A 16,992-nucleotide genomic window follows, 5' to 3' on the forward strand; every position below is an offset into this window, starting at 1 on the left:
CCCCTGTTGGCCGCTGAGCTTGATGACGCAGCCAAAGTCTATCTGCGCACGGGATTGCTGGTTAATGCGGAAAAAAGAGCAGAAGCCGATAACTGGGCTTTGCAAGAGTTGCTTATCGCGGAGATTAGAGGGCTGGTCAGTCGTACGAATGAAGACGAGCTCACTGAAATATATAAAATTGCCGGTTTTGATGCATTTTTGCCAATCAGCGGTCGCAAAAATTAAGCGTAACCCCCCATCTTGGGTGACTTGCATAAAGGACTGCGCAATACACCCCTAGCAGTCCCAGAAGACTGCACGCCGGCCTCGAGATACCCAGCAGGTATGCAGCGCCTGCTCCCGCACAAAGGTATCGGCGACGTTCTCAAGTAGCGGGCGCTCGGATCGATTGCCGACCTTGTGAAAACCTCCAGTGAAAGATTGTTGGAATTGAGTGAGCTTAAACAGGCCTTGCAAATTAATAAGAATCTTTGCATTTAGCAGGGTTCTCTGGTTTATTGATGGGGCGGTCCATTTTAATATGAAATGTTGCTCTCAAAGAAAGGAGTTGCTTCTAGTTGGGTGGATATTCAATGTAATGGGCCTTGCTCGCTTTTGCATTTTTTGCGACGGGATGATGTAGTGCAATTTCATCTTTGAACGGGCTTGTGGATGATAAATCATTGCCTCTTCTGAGAAAAACATCATTTTGAACTTTGATGCGAAATTCTTTGTTCAGTCGGCTGAACGCGCTATCATTAAGATTGCCGCAGAATCTATAAAGCCTGTCAAATGCCATATAACTAGACCCCGTATTTGAAATAAACTCTAGTATGACGTAGATATACGGCCGATCGATATGGGAAGAGTGATGTGTGTTATTTTTGTCTTCTTCTCCGAATTGTTCCCAATACACGTATTCAACGTGGGTTGGTAAATATGCTTTTCCAGAAAGTACGCCGTCTCTTGGGCCATAAATTTTTATATCCTTTTCATTGTAAAGGAACTGGATAAGTTGTTGGGATCGGTGGCTGAAAAAAAAGCTCAGTACGTCTTTACGATGTTCCTGAGGTATGGTCATTTCACATGCCAACTCTTCGAATTTGGAGGTGCTTGTATAGATATTTTGGCTGCCAAAAATCACCCTTCCTGATTTTTCAAAAAAAACGCACTTCGAATGTAGCCCCTCTACTTCAAAAACCAAATACATTGGGAATCTTCTGAGAAATTTCTCGGCATTTTTTTTGTGGAGGTTCGATATGTAAAATACTGAGAATGGCATTAATCGGGTGAATGCTGTTATATCATCCGATTTAAAGCTGTATGTTGATAAATGGACTGTGCCATCTACATTTTTTGTGTAGCTGGAGAAGTAGTCTGACCATCCATGGTTGCGATGGAGGGTCACTGTAGAATTATTCAGGATAAAAGTGTTCATTGGATTGTCGAGGCTCATATTGAGATTAAATTTGCTTGGCAGTGATTGCGAAGTTGTGTAGATACATTTTTTGGTTGGTGAATTATTGTTGACAAGGAGGCTTTGCGAAAATCCGCTTCGGCTGAGCATGCGTAGACAGGCGGTGTGATCGCTACATAAAGCAGTCCCATTCGTGGCACCGCCGTCACTCGCATGCAAACCTCTGAAATCAATTGACGACCTGGATCGCACCCTTTGAATCAACTAGTACAACCAAGATTCGCATCATGTAATTCTTATCATTAATAATGAAAAAATAGATATAACGGTGGATTTTTTGCTAAATTAAGGAAAAGTCTATGTCTTGCATAGGATCAATTGACTAATAGCGGCCTTAGGCAAGTCGCAGAAGCGACAACATTTGCAAACAAATTTGTTGCCGAGTGTGTCATCAAAAATTCAGCTCGCAAGCCTATCGGGAACCTCTCAAAACCCGGCCACTCCCTTGTTCACCGACAAGACCTGAGCCGTCCTCCTTGCCATGATCTCTCCTCGCAGCGCCTTGAAGTTCGATCTGTTTGCCGAGGCGTCGCGCCAGCATAAGAGAGATGAAGTGGGCGATCCGTTGCAGGTGATCGCGCGGCACATCGACTTCGCCGAGCTGGCGCGGCTGGTGGATGCACTCATCGAGCGCGGCGATGGCCGCAAGGGTGGTCGGCCGGCCTATCCCATCGAGGTGATGGTGCGCATCCTGGTCTTGAAGCGCCTGTACAACCTGTCGGACGAGCAGATGGAATACCAGTTGCTGGACCGGGCGAGCTATCAGCGCTTTTGTCTGCTGCAAGACGCGATGAACGTGCCGGACCGCAACACGATCTGGCGCTTCGGCGAGCGGCTGGGCGTTGACGGGGCGACGGCGTTGTTCCAGGGTGTGGATGCGCAACTGCACCGCCATGGCTACATCGCCCGTGGCGGACAGGCCATCGATGCCACGCTGGTGCCCGCGCCCCGCCAGCGCCTGGACAGGCAGGAGCGCGAGGCCCTGGCCGAAGGCAGAACGCCCGATTGGAGCGAGGCCGAGCGCCGGCAAAAGGATGTGGACGCCACGCACACGAAGAAGCACGGCAAGGGCTACTTCGGCTACAAGCTCAGCGTGAGCGTGGACCTCAAGCACGGCTTCATCCGCAGGATCGCCACGGGCACGGCCAGCGAGCATGACGGACACCACTTCGACGAGGTGCTGGACCTGCACAACACCGGGCGTGCAGTGCATACGGACAAGGCCTACGCGAGCCGGCAGCGCCAGCAGCTACTCAAGGTGCTGGGCTTGGTGGACGCGATGCAACGCAGGGCTCGGCCGGGCAAGCCACTGAGCGAGTGCCAGCAAAGGCGCAACCAGCGCATCGCAAAGAAGCGTGCCAAGGTGGAGCATGTGTTTGCCGGTCTCCGTCACCTGGGCGGCAAGTTCGTTCGCACGATCGGGCAGACCCGCGCCACGGTGGCGATGACGATGATGGCTGCCTGCTACAACCTCAAGCGCCTGGCGTCGTTCCTGCATCGGCAAGTGGATGCGTTCTTCAAGCCATCGGCTGCCAAGGCACGGGTGCGCCTGCAACCGTCAAAAGCGTGAGCCTTGCGGGGGGCAAAGGCCCCTGTACATGGGCTGCGTCCCACCCACCGAGCAGGTGTCCGAGCGCATTCGGGGCGCTGGAATCTGACGACACGCCGGAAAAACTGGCTGGTGGCGGTTGTGAGAGGCTCCCTATCATCGCGGCCGTCTCAACTTAACTCTGCAGCAACTAGAGGGGCTGCAGCCATAACAATGACACGCCGCGTCACCATCCAGACGCCCCTGGGAGAGCAGCTGCAGTTCCGGCAGCTGCGGGGCAGCGAGGAGCTGAGCCAGCTTTTCTCCTTCGACATCGACCTGCTCTCGGAGGGGCGCGACATCGATCCCAAGGCGCTGCTGGGCAAGACGGCGACGGTGGAGATCGAGACCGAAGGCGGCGGCAAGCGGTACCTGGATGGCCTGGTCACGCGCTTCGGCATGCAGGGGCAGGACCACCGGCTCTATTCGTACCACCTGCGCCTGCAGCCCTGGCTCTGGGTGGCCACGCGGCGGCAGGACTTCCGCATCTTCCAGTTCAAGACCGTCCCGCAGATCGTGCAGGAGGTGCTGGGCCGCTACGGCTACCCGATGCAGCTCAAGCTCACGCGCGCCTACCGCGCCTGGGACTACTGCGTGCAGTACGGCGAGAGCGACTTCGACTTCGTCTCGCGCCTCTTGGAGCATGAAGGGGCGTACTACTACTTCCAGCATGCGAGCGGCCAGCACACCCTGGTGATCGCCGACGACATCGTGGCTGGCCACGAGCCCTTGCCGGGCGCGGCCGTGATCCCGTTCTACCCGCCCGAGAAGTCGGCCGTGGCGGACCGCGAGAACATCCACGCCTGGACGCTGGGCGAGGAGATCAAGCCGGGCCGGTACTACAACGACGACTACGACTTCAAGAAGCCCAGGTCGGACCTCTCCAACATGCGCCAGCAGCCCCCGGGCCATGCGCACGATGCGTACGAGATCTACGAATGGCCGGGCGGCTACGTGCAGCACGGCGACGGAGAGCAGTACGCCCGCGTGCGCCTGCAGGAAGGCCTGACGGGCCACAGCACCGTCCGGGGCGAATCGCGCCACCGGAGCCTGGCGACGGGCTACACCTTCACGCTGGAGAACTACCCGCGGGGCGACCAGAACCGCCAATACCTCATCACCGGCGTCACCTACCACCTGCACGAGAACCCGCGAAGCTCATCCTTCAACAGTGCGAAGCCGGGGGAATCGCTCAAGCACAACGAAGAGCAGGGGTCGTTCCAGAAGTTCAGCCTCACGGCCCAGCCCACGAGCCTGCCCTACACCCCCGCGAGAACAACCCCGAAGCCACGCACGACAGGCCCGCAGACCGCCGTCGTGGTGGGCCCGGCGGGCGAGGAAATCTGGACGGACGAATACGGCCGCATCAAGGTGCAGTTCCACTGGGACCGGCTGGGGGCGATGGACGAGAACTCGAGCTGCTGGATGCGGGTGGCGACGAGCTGGGCGGGCTCGGGGTTCGGGGCGATCTCGATCCCCCGGATTGGGCAAGAGGTCATAGTCGACTTCCTGAACGGCGACCCGGACTACCCCATCGTCACGGGCAGCGTCTACAACGCCGCGAACATGCCGCCCTGGGCCTTGCCGGGCAATGCCACGCAGTCGGGCATCAAGACCAAGTCCAGCAAGGGTGGGGCGTTCGGCGACGGGATGAAGAACGGCGCGGGCGACGCGAACGCGATCCGCTTCGAGGACAAGAAGGGCGCGGAGCAGGTGTGGCTGCATGCGCAAAAGGACCAGCTCATCGAAGTGGAGAACGATGAGGACCACTGGGTGGGGCAGGACCGGCGCAAGACCATCGACCGGGACGAGACGAACACCATCCACCGGGACCGCACCGAAACCGTGGACCGCAACGAGAAGATCACGGTGCATGGCTGGCGCACCGAGGAAGTGGATGGCGACGAGACCATCACCATCCACTCCAACCGCAAGGAGCGGGTGGACCACAACGAGACGATCTCCATCGGCGACAACCGCAGCGAGACGGTTGGAATCAACGAAGACATCCGCATCGGCCGGAACCGTACCAAGACCATCGGACGCAACGAGACCGATTCCATCTCGAAAAACTGGACCACCACGGTGGGCCTGCTCAAGACCGAGACCATCGGCGTGGGCTGCATCCAGACCACGGGTGTCTTCAAGATGGCCAACGTCGGCGTGGCCTACAACCTCAACGTGGGCATCACGATGATGACCAACGTGGGCATGAACCGCAGCGACACCATCGGGATGGAGCACACCCACACGGCGGGCAAGAAGTATGCGCTCACCGTGGGCGGAGGCGGTGGGGGCGCGGCGGCCGGCGCAGTCTCCAAGAACATCACCGCGCCCTCCGGCGGCTCTGGAGGAAAAGGCGGCTCCAGCCTGGTCATGGATGAAACCAGCATCACCCTCAAGGTGGGCAAGTCCGTGCTGGAGATGAAGGACGACGGCACCGTCAGCGTCAACGGCAAGCTCATCCAGATCACGGCCGATGGCGACAACGTGGTGATCCAGGGCGAAGACATCCACCTGAACTGATTCGCCCTGGACTGGCATGGACGTCGAAAACCACAGCCCGTTCCCGCACATGGTCATCGAGAAAGCGACCACCAAAGGCCGCTTCTTCGATGTCGTCATCGTCGCGGGCAGTTTCACCCTCGCGCACGGGCAGCCCGTGCTGGCCATGGATGAGCAAATGCCCATCCAGTGCGTGGACCGCTACGTCGGCGCGCCCGAGAGCACGCCGTTCCTGGAGGAAACCCACCTCGTTGTCGGCAAGCAGCGCACGGACGTGCATGTGCTCGGCCACGCCCGACCCCTGGACGGCAAGCCCGCGACGCACTGGCCCATCGGCGTGCGCGTCGGGCCCCTCACCAAGACCGCGCAGGTCACCGGCCTGCGTGCGTGGCACTGGACGCCGCTGCGCGGCTGGCACCTGACGAAGCCCGAACCGACGACCGCCGTGCCCCTGCACGCGGGGATGGCGTACGGCGGCGCGGTACGCCGTGCCCGGTACCGCGGGCCGGCCACCGACGACATCCACGATGCCCAGGCCTTCGACACCTACCAGCCCAATCCGGTGGGCCGGGGCTATGTGGGCGACGCCGAACTGGACCGGGCCCAGTTCTATCTGGCACCCCAGATCGAGGATGTGCAGAAGCCGCTGCGCGACATCCGCGAGCGGCTCGCGCCCGTGTGCTTCGGTCCGGTGCCGCGCTGGAACCCGCAGCGCGCCCGCCATGCCGGCACCTACGACGACGCATGGCGTGCGGAGCACTTCCCGTACCTGCCGCCGGATTTCGATTTCGCGTTCTACCAGTCCGCGCAGCCCGACCTGATCGCGAACGGATGGCTGCAAGGGGATGAGCCCATCACGTTGATCGGCTGCGACGCCACGGGCCGCATCGATACCCAGTTGCCGGGCATCCAGCTACTGGCGCTACTCACGGACGAAGACGGGCTGACCCAGCCCACGCCGCTGCGGCTGGACACGGTGACCATCGACCTCGATGCGCAATCGGTGCAACTGGTCTGGCGCCGTGCCGTGCCCAAGGAATGGGGACTGCGCAAGGTGATGCTGGCGGCCATCCCTGCCGGGCCGGCGCAGCGCGGCACCGAGCAGCGGATTCACATCCATCGCGGCCATTCCCCTGCCGAGGTGGTGAATGGCTAAGAAGCATATCGCCTGTGCGGAGGCCGTGTGGCGGGCCATCTGCACTGCGCCTGACGTGTGCAAGGTGGGCGACACGCCGGTTCCATTCGACAGCTTTCGCGATCTGTCGAACCAGTTGCGGACGTCGCCGAATGTCTATGCGCGCGGGAAGCCCGTGTATCGGCTCACGGATTGGGTGCGCGGTACCGACGCGAATGCCGGCAAGGGCGTGGTATCGCAGACCTCCCAGCAGCCGGGGCATGTCCGGCTGATCGGCGACAACACGAGCGTGAAGGTGAACGGGCTGGTCTGCGCGCGGCACGACACCGTGGTACAGATGAACGTCGGGCCCGGTGGGCCCAACACGGTGGGCAAGCTCGTCACGGAGCAGGGGGAGCCCGCCGGGACCGTCAAGAACGGCAAGCTGCCCTGTAATGACCCGCCCAAGACGTCCGACAGGCTGCAGAAGCTTGAGAAGCTCAAGCAGGAACTGAGCTTCATGGATCCGGACCAGCTCGACAAGATCGTGCAGTTCGACGAACTGAACAAGATGGCGGACGGCGGCATCGCCTCGATCAACGTCAAGGACGAAGGCGGCTGGTCCACGGCGGGCAACTACGGCACCCAGGCCTTGCGTGGCGTGCTGGGCTTCGTGAAGGACCTCGGGGTAGGCATCGGGGAGCTTGCCTACACCGTGGGCAAAAAGGTCAACATCGCGGGCGCTATTCACAGCAACCTGGATGCAGCGATCCTGGCGGAGAACATCGTCCTGGGCAATGTCTGCCTGGCGTCCGTCAAGGAAGGTGCGGCGGCGGCCGTGAACGAAGTCATCAAGCCCGTGACCGAGCCATGGAAAAAGGGTGACTACGTCGAGTCCGTGACCCGTGGTGGCCTGGAGATCGGCACTGCCGTCTTTGCGATTGGCGATGTTGCGAAGGCGGCCCAAGGTGCCAAAGCCGCGAGCGCGGCCGCCAAGGCTTCTGAGGCAGCCAAGGCAGCGGAGGCAGCCAAGGCAGCGGAGGCAGCCAGGGCGGCGGAGGCAGCTAAGGCGGCGGAGGCAGCCAAAGCCGCAGAAGCAGCCAGGGCCGCGGAGGCGGCGAAGGCGGCTGAAGGCGGGGAAGCTGCCGATGCAGCGAAAGCAGGCGACGCTGCCAAAGACAATGGCGTCAAGATCAAGCAGCTAACGAGCAACGAGAAGGCCGCTATCGGCGAAAAGAACGGACACGAAACGTTGGTCGACCACAAGTTGGAGCCTGTCGGAAAAACGGATGGTGTCTACGAGGTTGGGAAGAACGGTATTGATGGTGTCTACAAAAACCCCAATCCTCCTCCAGATTACGTTGTCGCAGAATTCAAGTATGGTAAGGCTCAGCTGGAGAAGAATCTGGCTGATGGCACGAATCAGATGGACGACAAGTGGGTTGAAAAGAAACTGATGGACAAAGTTGGTGAAGAGGAGGCTGCAAAAATAATAGACGCCATGAACCAGGGTAAAGTAGAGAAGTGGCTGGTTCGGACTGCCGAAGATGGCACTACGACTGCTACTAAAATCGGCGCCGATGGAAATGTCATCAGAGGTAAAGCCGGTAAAGTTCCGGGGTTTAAGGATTAGTGCCATGAGAGATTCTGAAAAAGACTTTGAATATTTCACCAGGCGGATTGAATTTCGAGAAAAACTAGTGGATGAAAAGCTGCCGGTGGCTGAAAATTTTCCCCGTGTTGAAGGGCGGCCCGGCAACGCATCCAGTCTGTGCATGTATACATTTCAGATTTGCGTCCTTCGGTATGGCAGAGGTGATGCGATAGAGGAGATCGGCCCAAGCATTTGGAGGTGGGTTGAAGCAAAAGAAATTGAAAGTAAAATGATTTCTCAAATTCCGCCAGAGCGGAAGAATGAGAAGGTAATGCATGAGCGCATCACCCTGGATACTGTGTACGATGCGTTATCAATGATGGCTTTCGCCAAAGCGTTGCATTTCAATGCGGCTGAAATGAAGCGTCTCATCGATGCCATTGGCCACCCCGGCGAGGACGCACTGATCGACGAAGGGGCGAGAGCGCTGGGTGATGCGCAACGGTCCGTCGCCGCGACCTGCAAATTCCCGAAGGTCTATGACCCACTGCTGGAAGTATGGCGTTGCGATCCCGCGGAGCGTCCGGCCAAACTGCTCGCCTTCTCCAAGGTGTGGAAAAAGAAGATCAAGCCGATCTACTGGTCCGATAGTTTGAACGGTGCGGATGGTGCTTACTTCGGCTACTGGTGCTTCGACATGGCCCTCGCGGCCATTGCTCTGAATATCCCGGACGAGGCATTGCGCGGCAACCCCTACTACCCCAAGGACCTAGTGGACGCCGCACGGGCCAAATAAGCCATGGTCACCGTATGAGTACGGTTGGGCGAGTTCCGGATTTCTAGAATGGGGATCGACGGTGAGAGATGATAAAAAGAATTCGGAATATTTTTCCGACTGCATCGCGGTAACAAAAAAGGCACGCGATGAGCGAATGCCCGTCGCCGAAACATTTCATCGCGTCGAAAGCAGGCCCATCATGTCTGCCGGCATGTGCAAGGATGCGTTTCAGATCTGTGTGCTCCAGTTCAGCCGGGGTGATGCACTAGAGGAGATAAGGCCGAACGTCTGGGATTGGGTTAAAGCGAAAGAAATTCATTCTCGGATAGTCGGCGCTATACCACCTGAGAGAAAAAGCGAAAAAATCATGTATCAGCGAGTGACGCTGGACAAGGTTTACGACGCTCTGACCATGATGGCATTTGCCAGAGCATTGCATTTCAATTTGAGTGAAATGCAGCGCTTGTTTGGTGCGATCGGCTATTTCGGCGAGGACGCATTGATTGATGAAGCAGCGCGTGCTTTGGGTGATGCGAAAAGAGCTGTGGCTGAGGCTTGCAAATTCCCGAAGGTCTATGACCCGCTACTGGAAGTGTGGCGCAGTGATCCCGCGGAGCGTTCGGCCAAACTGCTCGCCTTCTCCAAGATTTGGAAAAAGAAGATCAAGCCTATTTACTGGTCCGACAGTTTGAACGGTGCAGAAGGTGCATATTTTGGCTATTGGTGCTTCGATGTTGCACTCGCCGCCATGGCGCTGGGCATCGAGGACGAGAAGTTGCGTGACAACCCCTATTATCCGAAGGATCTGGTTGACGCAGCCAGGGAAAAGAAGTGGCTGGCGCAGTCGTGTACCAGCTATAGGTTGGCTCAGGACCACGGCGGACTTTGGGGCTGTAGCGATGCGTGATAACAAAAAAGCTGCGGGTTATTTCGCAGACAACATCAGCTTTTCAACCAAGGCGATGTTGAAGCGCTTCCAGGACACGGAGGAGTTTCCGAGAGTCGAGGGGCGTCCAGGAAGGGCGCACGACCTAGTGCTCTATGCCTTGCAGATCGTCATTCTTCGCTATAGCGCGGGCGACGAGATCCAAGCCATCAAGGCGAGCGTTTTGCAATGGATTGAAGCCAGGGAACTGCAACAGCGCGTGCTCGCACCGCTTCCACCGAAGCACGAGGACAAGGCCATGTACGAACGGATCACCCTGGACACGGTGTATGACGCCCTGACCATGATGGCCTTTGGCAAGGCACTCCACTTCAACGCATCGGAAATGAAGCGCCTAATCAACGCCATTGGCCACCCCGGAGAGGACGCACTGATCGACGAGGGAGCGAGAGCGCTCGGTGACGCGCAACGTCCCGTCGCGGAGGCCTGCAAATTCCCGAAGGTCTATGACCCGCTGCTGGAAGTATGGCGTTGTGATCCCTCGGAGCGGCCGGCCAAGCTGCTCGCGTTCTCCAAGGTATGGAAGAAGAAGATCAAGCCGATCTACTGGTCCGACAGCTTGAACGGTGCGGATGGTGCTTACTTTGGCTACTGGTGCTTCGACGTGGCGCTCGCGGCCATTGCTCTGGACATCCCGGACGAGGCACTGCGCGACAACCCCTACTACCCCAAGGACCTTGTGGACGCCGCTCGGGCGAAATAAGTTTTTGGTCAACGGAAGAAAGTGAATCCATGCCTTCGCGATTCGATCCTCTGCCCGACATGCTGCTGCGCAACTTGGGCCGCTATAGCCGCCAGGAGCCGCTGCAGAAGGCGTTGATGTCGCTCAAGCCGCCGGTCAGGGACCTCCGCCGCAGCCATGATACCGATCCGTATCACGTCAGCGTGGAGTGCCTGGGGCTGGATCTCATGCTGCAGTGCATGGACCCCACCCTGCCCGACCATGAGCAGTTGTGGGGGCTGCACGCGCTGACTTTCCATACTTCCTTGTCCCGGCCGGCGAACGCCTGGGGTGGGGAGTGGCCCCGTGGATTGAACGCCGCTACCGCCACGTCGAGTGACGTAGTTGCTCTGCTGGCGCAAAAGGACGATGAGGCCGTTCTGGCCTTGCCTGAGATGGCCTGCTTCGTGGTGCCAGGTTTTGACGGCCAGGCCTGGGCCGTGAACTGCACGTTCGGTGGCCCGGCCAAGACGCTCAAGACCATGAGCCTGGTGCGCACCGGGGATTGGGTGGGGGCCTCCTGGCTTCCTGAGCAAAAGACTGCGGGTAGCTACATCGCAGCCTGATTTCCTCTGGAGAGACGATGTGCGCGCCGAGGCGGTGCGTCCGATTGCTGCACGAGCCGGCATCTCCACACCTCAACGTTTCCTGCCATGACCTACATGAAACTGCTTGGCTCTTTAGCCGCTTCGATGACGATCTGCTGCGGCGCCGCTGCCCAGACGGCGTGTCCGGTAGGCGTTGCCCCCGGCAGCGCGCGCTGCGGCCCCAGCGGAGATGGAGGAGCAGAGTCGGCTCCTCGGCCGACGGGCGAGTGGATCAAAACGTGGGGTGCAATCGCCACGTCTCCCAGCGGCAACGGAGGGGTGAGCTCTCGGCAGTTGTCCGAAGACGCTGCACGCAAGAAAGCGTTGGAGAACTGCAAGAGCGCGGGCACCCGGGATTGCATCGTGGAGTTCGTCTACCAGAACCAGTGTGTTTCAGTCGTGTCTGCGCCGCAGGGCAATGGAGGCGTGTTCACCTCGGCCGCGACGATCGACGAGGCTGTGCGCCTGGGGAAGGCCAAATGTGCAGCACTGGGGAAGGGTGAGTGCGCAGTCAAGGTTTCCGAGTGCTCTGAGCCGGTGTTCAGGAAGTTTTGAGGGCATGAGCCTGCGCGACTTCGCGACGATCGTCCGCGGCAACAACACTTCCGGCATACCCGGCGTGTACCGCCGGGACGAGCACGGTCAATCCAACCGGCCTTCGCGACCTCTGCCGGCATGCCGGACTCGTGGCCGCTTTATCCATACAACAACCGCGCCGGCCACGTCACCAGCACCGGAAACGCCACCATCAAAAACATCATCGCGAACTCCGCCAGCATGAACGGCCAAACGCCGCGGATCACGTCGTCCATGCGGATGCGCGCCACGCCGGCCACGACGTTCAGCACCGTGCCCACCGGCGGCGTGACGAGGCCGATCGAGTTGTTGATGATGAACAGCACCCCGAAATAGATCGGGTCGATGCCCGCGGCCTTGACCACCGGCATCAGCACGGGCGTCAGGATCAGGATGGTGGGCGTCATGTCCATGGCGGTGCCGACGACGATCACCAGCAGCATGATCATCACCATCAGCAGCATGGGGCTGCCGATGAAGGGCTCCAGCAGTGTGACCACCTTGCCCGGCAGGTCGGCGACGGTGATGAGCCAGGCCGACACCAGCGCGGCGGCCACCAGGAACATCACCACGCCGGTGGTGCGCGCGGCGGTGACGAAGACGCCGTAGATCTGCGAGGGCTTGAGTTCGCGGTAGATGACCACCGCGACGAAGAGCGAATACACCGCCGCGACCACGGCCGCCTCGGTGGGCGTGAAGACGCCGAAGCGCAGGCCCACCAGGATGATGAGCGGCAGCATCAGCGCCCAGCCGGCGTGGCGCAGGGCGGCCCACACCTCGCCGCGGGAGCGGCGCGGCGGCGGCACGACGTGTTCCTTGCGCACCTGCCACCACCAGGTGGCCCAGAGGGACCCGGCGATGAGGATGCCGGGGAAGATGCCCGCCAGGAAGAGCTTGCTGATCGACAGGTTGGCGGCCACGCCGAAGATCACGAAGCCGATGGAGGGCGGGATGATGGGGCCGATCACGCCGGCCGCGGCGATCAGGCCGCCGGAGCGCGCCTTGTCGTGGCCGGCGGCCACCATCATCGGGATCAGCAAAGCGGAGAGCGCGGCCGCATCGGCCACCGCCGAGCCCGAGAGCGCCGAGAGCACGCAGGCCGCGACGATGGCGACGTAGCCCAGCCCGCCGCGCACGTGGCCGACGAGGGTGAGGGCCAGGTCGACGATGCGCTTGGAGAGGCCGCCGGTGTTCATGATCTCGCCGGCCAGCATGAAGAAGGGGACGGCCAGCAGCGGGAAGCTGTCGGCGCCGTTGATCAGGTTCTGCGCGAGGATCTGCGCATCGAACATGTCGAGGTGCCACATGAGCGCCACGCCGCACAGCAGCAGCGAGAACGCGATCGGGATGCCGATCGCCATGGCGCCCAGCAGCGAGAGGAGGAAGACGGCGATGGTCATGGTGCGTCGCTCCTCGTCATCCGCGGGGCTTGCCGGTGCTGCCGGCCTGGGCCTTCTGGACATCCCGGGCCTCCTGGGCGGCCAGGCGGTCCTCTTCGGCCAGGCGCGCCTGCAGGGCGTCGAATTCCGCGGTCTCTTCCGAGTCCTTGACCATGACCAGCGCATCGCCGCGCAGCTGGCCGCTCAGCACGCGCCACAGGTCGTAGAGCAGGAAGACCGCGGCGGACACGGCGAAGACCACGCCCGCGAAGTAGAAGTACCCCATCGACCAGCCGGTGGTGGGCGCCGTGACGTCCATGTTGAGCCGGGTCTGCGTCCAGCTACCCGAGAAGACCAGCCAGCAGACCCAGAGCATCAGCACCTGGCCGGTGACGACGCAGGCTTTCTTGGCGCCGTCGGGCAGCCGGCCGAGCAGCATGTCCACGCCCAGGTGGGCGTGGTCCTTCATGGCGACCACCGCGCCCAGGAAGGTGAGCCAGACGAAGAGCCAGCGCGAGACCTCTTCCGACACGGTGATGCCGGTGTTGAAGGCGTAGCGCAGCACGACGTTGCCGAACACCATCACCACCATCACCGCCAGGGCGCCGGCCATGAGGAAGTCCAGCATCCGGCAATAGCGATCCATCCACCGCTTCATGGTCTTGTCTCCTTCCCGGCTTCCGCCGATGTCGTGTCGTTATGGTTCTTGCGCGCGCGTCAGAGGCTGCGGCCGTCCAGCAGGCCGCGCGCGGCCAGGTGGTTGATGAAGGCGCGCAGGCCGAACTGCCAGGGCGGCGCGGTCTCGCTGTGGGTGACGCGGTTGCGCAGCACGCCCAGCCGGGCGCTGCGGATGGTGACCTCGTCGCCGAGTTGGTGGGTGAAGCCGGCGCCGGGTTCGCCCCGGTCTTCGATGGGCGCGAAGAGCGTGCCGAGGAACAGCATGAAGCCGTCCGGGTACTGGTGCGCGGCCAGGGTCTGCGCGACGATGTCGGCCGGGTCGCGGCTGATGCTGGCCATGGTGTTGATGCCGCGCATGGTGAAGCCGTCGGTGCCGCGCACTTCCAGGTGCACGGTTTCCCGGCGCACGTCGTCCATGCCGAAGCTGCCATCGAACAGCCGGATGAAGGGGCCGATGGCGCAGGAGGCGTTGTTGTCCTTGGCCTTGCCGAGCAGCAGGGCGCTGCGGCCCTCGATGTCGCGCAGGTTGACGTCGTTGCCCAGCGTGGCGCCCACGATGTCTCCGCGGCCGTTTACGGCCAGCACCACCTCGGGCTCGGGGTTGTTCCAGGCCGAATCGGCGCGGATGCCGATCTCCTGGCCGGTGCCGACGGCTGACAGCACGGGGGCCTTGGTGAAGACCTCGGCGTCGGGGCCGATGCCGACTTCCAGGTACTGCGACCACAGGCCCTGCTGCTGCAGCAAGGCCTTCAGCGCCATCGCCTTGTCGGAGCCGGGGCGGATGTCCGCGAGGTTCTCGCCGATCAGCGCCTGCACCTTGCCGCGCAGCTCCTGCGCGCGCGATGCGTCGCCGCGCGCCTGTTCCTCGATCACGCGCTCGACCATGCTGGCGGCGAAGGTGACGCCCGCGGCCTTGACCACCTGCAGGTCGCAGGGCGCGAGCAGGAAGGGCAGGGCGGCATCGCGAGGGCCGAGCCGGCTGTTGCCCAGCAGTTCGTCCACTGCGCACAGGCGCTCGCCGGGTGCCTGGTGCGCGGCCTCTGCGGGCCGGTCGGCATCGAGCAGGGTGCTCATGGTGGGGAAGGTGCGGCTGATGTCGAACACGCCCTCGGGGCGCAGCGCCACCACCGCCGGGCCGCCCTGCGGGCCGTCCGTCCAGGCCCGGGCCACCAGCGTGCCGGCCAGCCCGTCTTCGGGCAGCAGCTTGTTCTTGTCGTCGTCGTTCATGCTTCTCGTCCTCGAAAGGGAATGCGCGGGCCGACGGAACGGCCCCGGTGCTCAGTGGTTGTGGCGGGGCGTCTGCTCGGCGATGCGGCGGAACTCGAGCGCGAAATCCAGCGTGGCGCCGTCGGCGAGCTGGCCGGTTTTCTCGCGGTAGAGCGCTTCCCAGGGCGAGCGGCTGGCGGGCACGGGGGGCGGAGGCAGTTCGCGGCGGCGGCGGGCGATCTCCTCGGGCGGCACCAGCGCGTCGCAGCGGCCCTGTTTGAGGTCGATCAGGATCAGGTCGCCGGTCTGCAGCCAGGCGAGGCCCCCGCCCGCCGCGCTCTCGGGCGAGGCGTTGAGGATCGAGGGACTGTCGGCGGTGCCGGATTGCCGGCCGTCGCCCAGCGTGGGCAGGGCCCGGATGCCGCGCTGGATCAGCGCGTCGGGCGGCTGCATGTTGACCACCTCGGCCGAGCCGGGCCAGCCCAGCGGGCCGGCGCCGCGCATGACCAGGATGCAGTCCTCGTCGATGCCGAGCGCCGGGTCGTTGATGCGTGCGTGGTAGTCCTCGGCGCCGTCGAAGACGATGGCCCGGGCCGTGAACACGTCTTCGTGGCCGGGCCGGCAGAGGTAGCGCGCGCGGAAGGCCTCGGAGATCACCGAGGTTTTCATGATGCCGAAGTCGAACAGGTTGCCGGACAGCACCAGGAAGCCTGCCTTGTCCATCAGTGGATCGGCGAAGGGGCGGATCACCTCGCGGTCCGTCGCTTCGCGGCCCTGCAGGTTCTCGGCGATGCTGCGGCCGGTGACGCTGGCGCAATCGCCGTGCAGGCGGCCGGCCTGCAGTAGCTCCCACATCACCGCGGGCACGCCGCCGGCGCGGAAGAAGCGCTCGCCCAGGTACTTGCCGGCGGGCTGCATGTTGACCAGCAGCGGCAGGTCGTAGGCGTGGTCCGTCCAGTCGCGCGGGTGGAGTTCGACGCCGGCGTGGCGCGCCATGGCCTGGATGTGCACCTGCGCGTTGCTGGAGCCGCCCGCGCAACTGACCACCGCCAGCGCGTTGAGGAAGCTCTCGCGGGTGAGCACGCGCGAGGGGCGCAGGTCTTCGTGCGCCATCTCGACGATGCGCCGGCCGGTGGCATAGGCCATTTGGCCGCGCTCGCGGTAGGGCGCGGGAATGGCCGCGCAGCCGGGCAGCGACAGGCCCAGCGCCTCGGCCACCGCGTTCATGGTGGAGGCCGTGCCCATGGTGTTGCAGTGGCCGGCGGAAGGTGCGCTGTCGCACGCGCGCTGCAGGAATTCCTCTTCGTCGATCTCGCCGGCCGCCAGCATGCGGCGGCTGCGCCAGATCACGGTGCCCGAGCCCACCAGTTCGTTGTCGTGCCAGCCATCGAGCATCGGCCCGCCCGAGAGCACGATGGCGGGAATGTCGACGGTGGAGGCGGCCATGATGCCGGCCGGCGTGGTCTTGTCGCAGCCGGTGGTCAGCACCACCGCGTCGATCGGGTAGCCGTAGAGGATCTCGACCAGGCCCAGGTAGGCGAGGTTGCGGTCCAGCGCGGCCGACGGCCGGCGGCAGTTCTCGAAGATCGGGTGGACGGGGAATTCGATCGGGATGCCGCCCGCGTCGCGGATGCCGTCGCGCACCCGGCGCGCCAGTTCGAGGTGGATGCGGTTGCACGGCGAAAGATCGCTGCCGGTCTGGGCGATGCCGATGATCGGCCGGCCCGAGCGCAGCTCCTCGGGCGTGAGCCCGTAGTTCATGAAGCGCTCCAGGTAGAGCGCGGTCATGTCGGAGCGCGCCGGGTCGGCGAACCAGTCGCGCGAGCGGAAGCGGCGGCCTTCGCCTTCGGGTGGGGGCATGTCG

At 62.2% G+C, this 16,992-nt stretch carries 15 protein-coding genes; 10 read left to right on the forward strand and 5 right to left on the reverse strand.

The features are described 5' to 3' along the window. Positions 1-6: 6 nt before the first annotated feature. Complete coding sequence (locus ACAV_RS24455) at positions 7-225, forward strand: hypothetical protein (protein ID WP_157768714.1); 219 nt, start codon at positions 7-9, stop codon at positions 223-225. A gap of 328 nt (positions 226-553) precedes the next feature. Here the strand turns inward: ACAV_RS24455 and ACAV_RS24460 are convergent, their stop codons facing one another. Further along, positions 554-1,435: a hypothetical protein gene (locus ACAV_RS24460; protein ID WP_157768715.1), complete on the reverse strand. Its 882-nt coding sequence runs from the start codon at positions 1,433-1,435 to the stop codon at positions 554-556. Between the two features lie 505 nt (positions 1,436-1,940). Here ACAV_RS24460 and ACAV_RS03220 point away from each other — a divergent pair. From ACAV_RS03220 to ACAV_RS23975, 9 genes are all read left to right on the forward strand, one after another. Then, entirely contained in the window at positions 1,941-3,026 is a 1,086-nt protein-coding gene (locus ACAV_RS03220) for an IS5 family transposase (RefSeq protein ID WP_049791218.1), read from the forward strand. Between the two features lie 192 nt (positions 3,027-3,218). Next, positions 3,219-5,570 carry a type VI secretion system Vgr family protein gene (locus tag ACAV_RS03225; protein WP_013593140.1) on the forward strand — a complete coding sequence of 784 codons (2,352 nt, stop codon included), beginning with the start codon at positions 3,219-3,221 and terminating at the stop codon, positions 5,568-5,570. A 16-nt stretch (positions 5,571-5,586) separates the two neighbouring features. Beyond that, positions 5,587-6,705 (forward strand): DUF2169 family type VI secretion system accessory protein, encoded by a 1,119-nt coding sequence (locus tag ACAV_RS03230; RefSeq protein WP_013593141.1) that lies wholly within the window; start codon positions 5,587-5,589, stop codon positions 6,703-6,705. Next, positions 6,698-8,296: a PAAR-like domain-containing protein gene (locus tag ACAV_RS03235; RefSeq protein WP_013593142.1), complete on the forward strand. Its 1,599-nt coding sequence runs from the start codon at positions 6,698-6,700 to the stop codon at positions 8,294-8,296. The genes ACAV_RS03230 and ACAV_RS03235 overlap by 8 nt, the downstream gene beginning before the upstream one ends. Positions 8,297-8,300: 4 nt before the next feature. After that, positions 8,301-9,053: a PoNe immunity protein domain-containing protein gene (locus tag ACAV_RS03240; RefSeq protein WP_013593143.1), complete on the forward strand. Its 753-nt coding sequence runs from the start codon at positions 8,301-8,303 to the stop codon at positions 9,051-9,053. Between the two features lie 61 nt (positions 9,054-9,114). Further along, positions 9,115-9,942: a PoNe immunity protein domain-containing protein gene (locus tag ACAV_RS03245; RefSeq protein WP_013593144.1), complete on the forward strand. Its 828-nt coding sequence runs from the start codon at positions 9,115-9,117 to the stop codon at positions 9,940-9,942. After that, the gene (locus ACAV_RS03250) at positions 9,935-10,684 is read left to right on the forward strand and encodes a PoNe immunity protein domain-containing protein (RefSeq protein WP_013593145.1); all 750 of its coding nucleotides are present in this window, start codon (positions 9,935-9,937) and stop codon (positions 10,682-10,684) included. The genes ACAV_RS03245 and ACAV_RS03250 overlap by 8 nt, the downstream gene beginning before the upstream one ends. A 29-nt stretch (positions 10,685-10,713) precedes the next feature. After that, the gene (locus tag ACAV_RS03255; RefSeq protein ID WP_013593146.1) at positions 10,714-11,268 is read left to right on the forward strand and encodes a hypothetical protein; all 555 of its coding nucleotides are present in this window, start codon (positions 10,714-10,716) and stop codon (positions 11,266-11,268) included. 87 nt (positions 11,269-11,355) lie between these two features. Next, entirely contained in the window at positions 11,356-11,844 is a 489-nt protein-coding gene (locus ACAV_RS23975) for a DUF4189 domain-containing protein (RefSeq protein WP_013593147.1), read from the forward strand. A gap of 140 nt (positions 11,845-11,984) precedes the next feature. On the opposite strand, the gene ACAV_RS03260 is transcribed toward ACAV_RS23975, so the two are convergent. The 4 genes from ACAV_RS03260 to ACAV_RS03275 are packed head-to-tail and all read right to left on the reverse strand — an operon-like array spanning position 11,985 to position 16,988. Further along, the gene (locus tag ACAV_RS03260; protein WP_013593148.1) at positions 11,985-13,265 is read right to left on the reverse strand and encodes a TRAP transporter large permease subunit; all 1,281 of its coding nucleotides are present in this window, start codon (positions 13,263-13,265) and stop codon (positions 11,985-11,987) included. Between the two features lie 16 nt (positions 13,266-13,281). Continuing rightward, positions 13,282-13,902, reverse strand: coding sequence for a TRAP transporter small permease (locus ACAV_RS03265; protein ID WP_013593149.1), 621 nt, complete (start codon positions 13,900-13,902; stop codon positions 13,282-13,284). A 59-nt stretch (positions 13,903-13,961) separates the two neighbouring features. Further along, a complete protein-coding gene (locus tag ACAV_RS03270; protein ID WP_013593150.1) occupies positions 13,962-15,149 on the reverse strand; it encodes a fumarylacetoacetate hydrolase family protein in 1,188 nt (395 codons plus the stop codon). Between the two features lie 51 nt (positions 15,150-15,200). Next, on the reverse strand, positions 15,201-16,988 hold the full coding sequence (locus ACAV_RS03275) for an IlvD/Edd family dehydratase (protein ID WP_013593151.1): 1,788 nt from the start codon (positions 16,986-16,988) through the stop codon (positions 15,201-15,203). Positions 16,989-16,992: the final 4 nt, after the last annotated feature.

This window comes from Paracidovorax avenae ATCC 19860, assembly GCF_000176855.2.
GTDB lineage: Bacteria > Pseudomonadota > Gammaproteobacteria > Burkholderiales > Burkholderiaceae_C > Paracidovorax > Paracidovorax avenae.

Excerpts from the sequence above, each read along its gene's own strand:
- ACAV_RS03265 (WP_013593149.1), bottom strand. The coding sequence starts at position 13,902 with ATGAAGCGGTGGATGGATCGCTATTGCCGGATGCTGGACTTCCTCATG.
- ACAV_RS03250 (WP_013593145.1), top strand. The coding sequence starts at position 9,935 with ATGCGTGATAACAAAAAAGCTGCGGGTTATTTCGCAGACAACATCAGC.
- ACAV_RS03230 (WP_013593141.1), top strand. The coding sequence starts at position 5,587 with ATGGACGTCGAAAACCACAGCCCGTTCCCGCACATGGTCATCGAGAAA.
- ACAV_RS03270 (WP_013593150.1), bottom strand. The coding sequence starts at position 15,149 with ATGAACGACGACGACAAGAACAAGCTGCTGCCCGAAGACGGGCTGGCC.
- ACAV_RS24460 (WP_157768715.1), bottom strand. The coding sequence starts at position 1,435 with ATGAGCCTCGACAATCCAATGAACACTTTTATCCTGAATAATTCTACA.
- ACAV_RS03225 (WP_013593140.1), top strand. The coding sequence starts at position 3,219 with ATGACACGCCGCGTCACCATCCAGACGCCCCTGGGAGAGCAGCTGCAG.
- ACAV_RS03240 (WP_013593143.1), top strand. The coding sequence starts at position 8,301 with ATGAGAGATTCTGAAAAAGACTTTGAATATTTCACCAGGCGGATTGAA.
- ACAV_RS23975 (WP_013593147.1), top strand. The coding sequence starts at position 11,356 with ATGACCTACATGAAACTGCTTGGCTCTTTAGCCGCTTCGATGACGATC.
- ACAV_RS03255 (WP_013593146.1), top strand. The coding sequence starts at position 10,714 with ATGCCTTCGCGATTCGATCCTCTGCCCGACATGCTGCTGCGCAACTTG.
- ACAV_RS03260 (WP_013593148.1), bottom strand. The coding sequence starts at position 13,265 with ATGACCATCGCCGTCTTCCTCCTCTCGCTGCTGGGCGCCATGGCGATC.
- ACAV_RS03275 (WP_013593151.1), bottom strand. The coding sequence starts at position 16,988 with ATGCCCCCACCCGAAGGCGAAGGCCGCCGCTTCCGCTCGCGCGACTGG.
- ACAV_RS03235 (WP_013593142.1), top strand. The coding sequence starts at position 6,698 with ATGGCTAAGAAGCATATCGCCTGTGCGGAGGCCGTGTGGCGGGCCATC.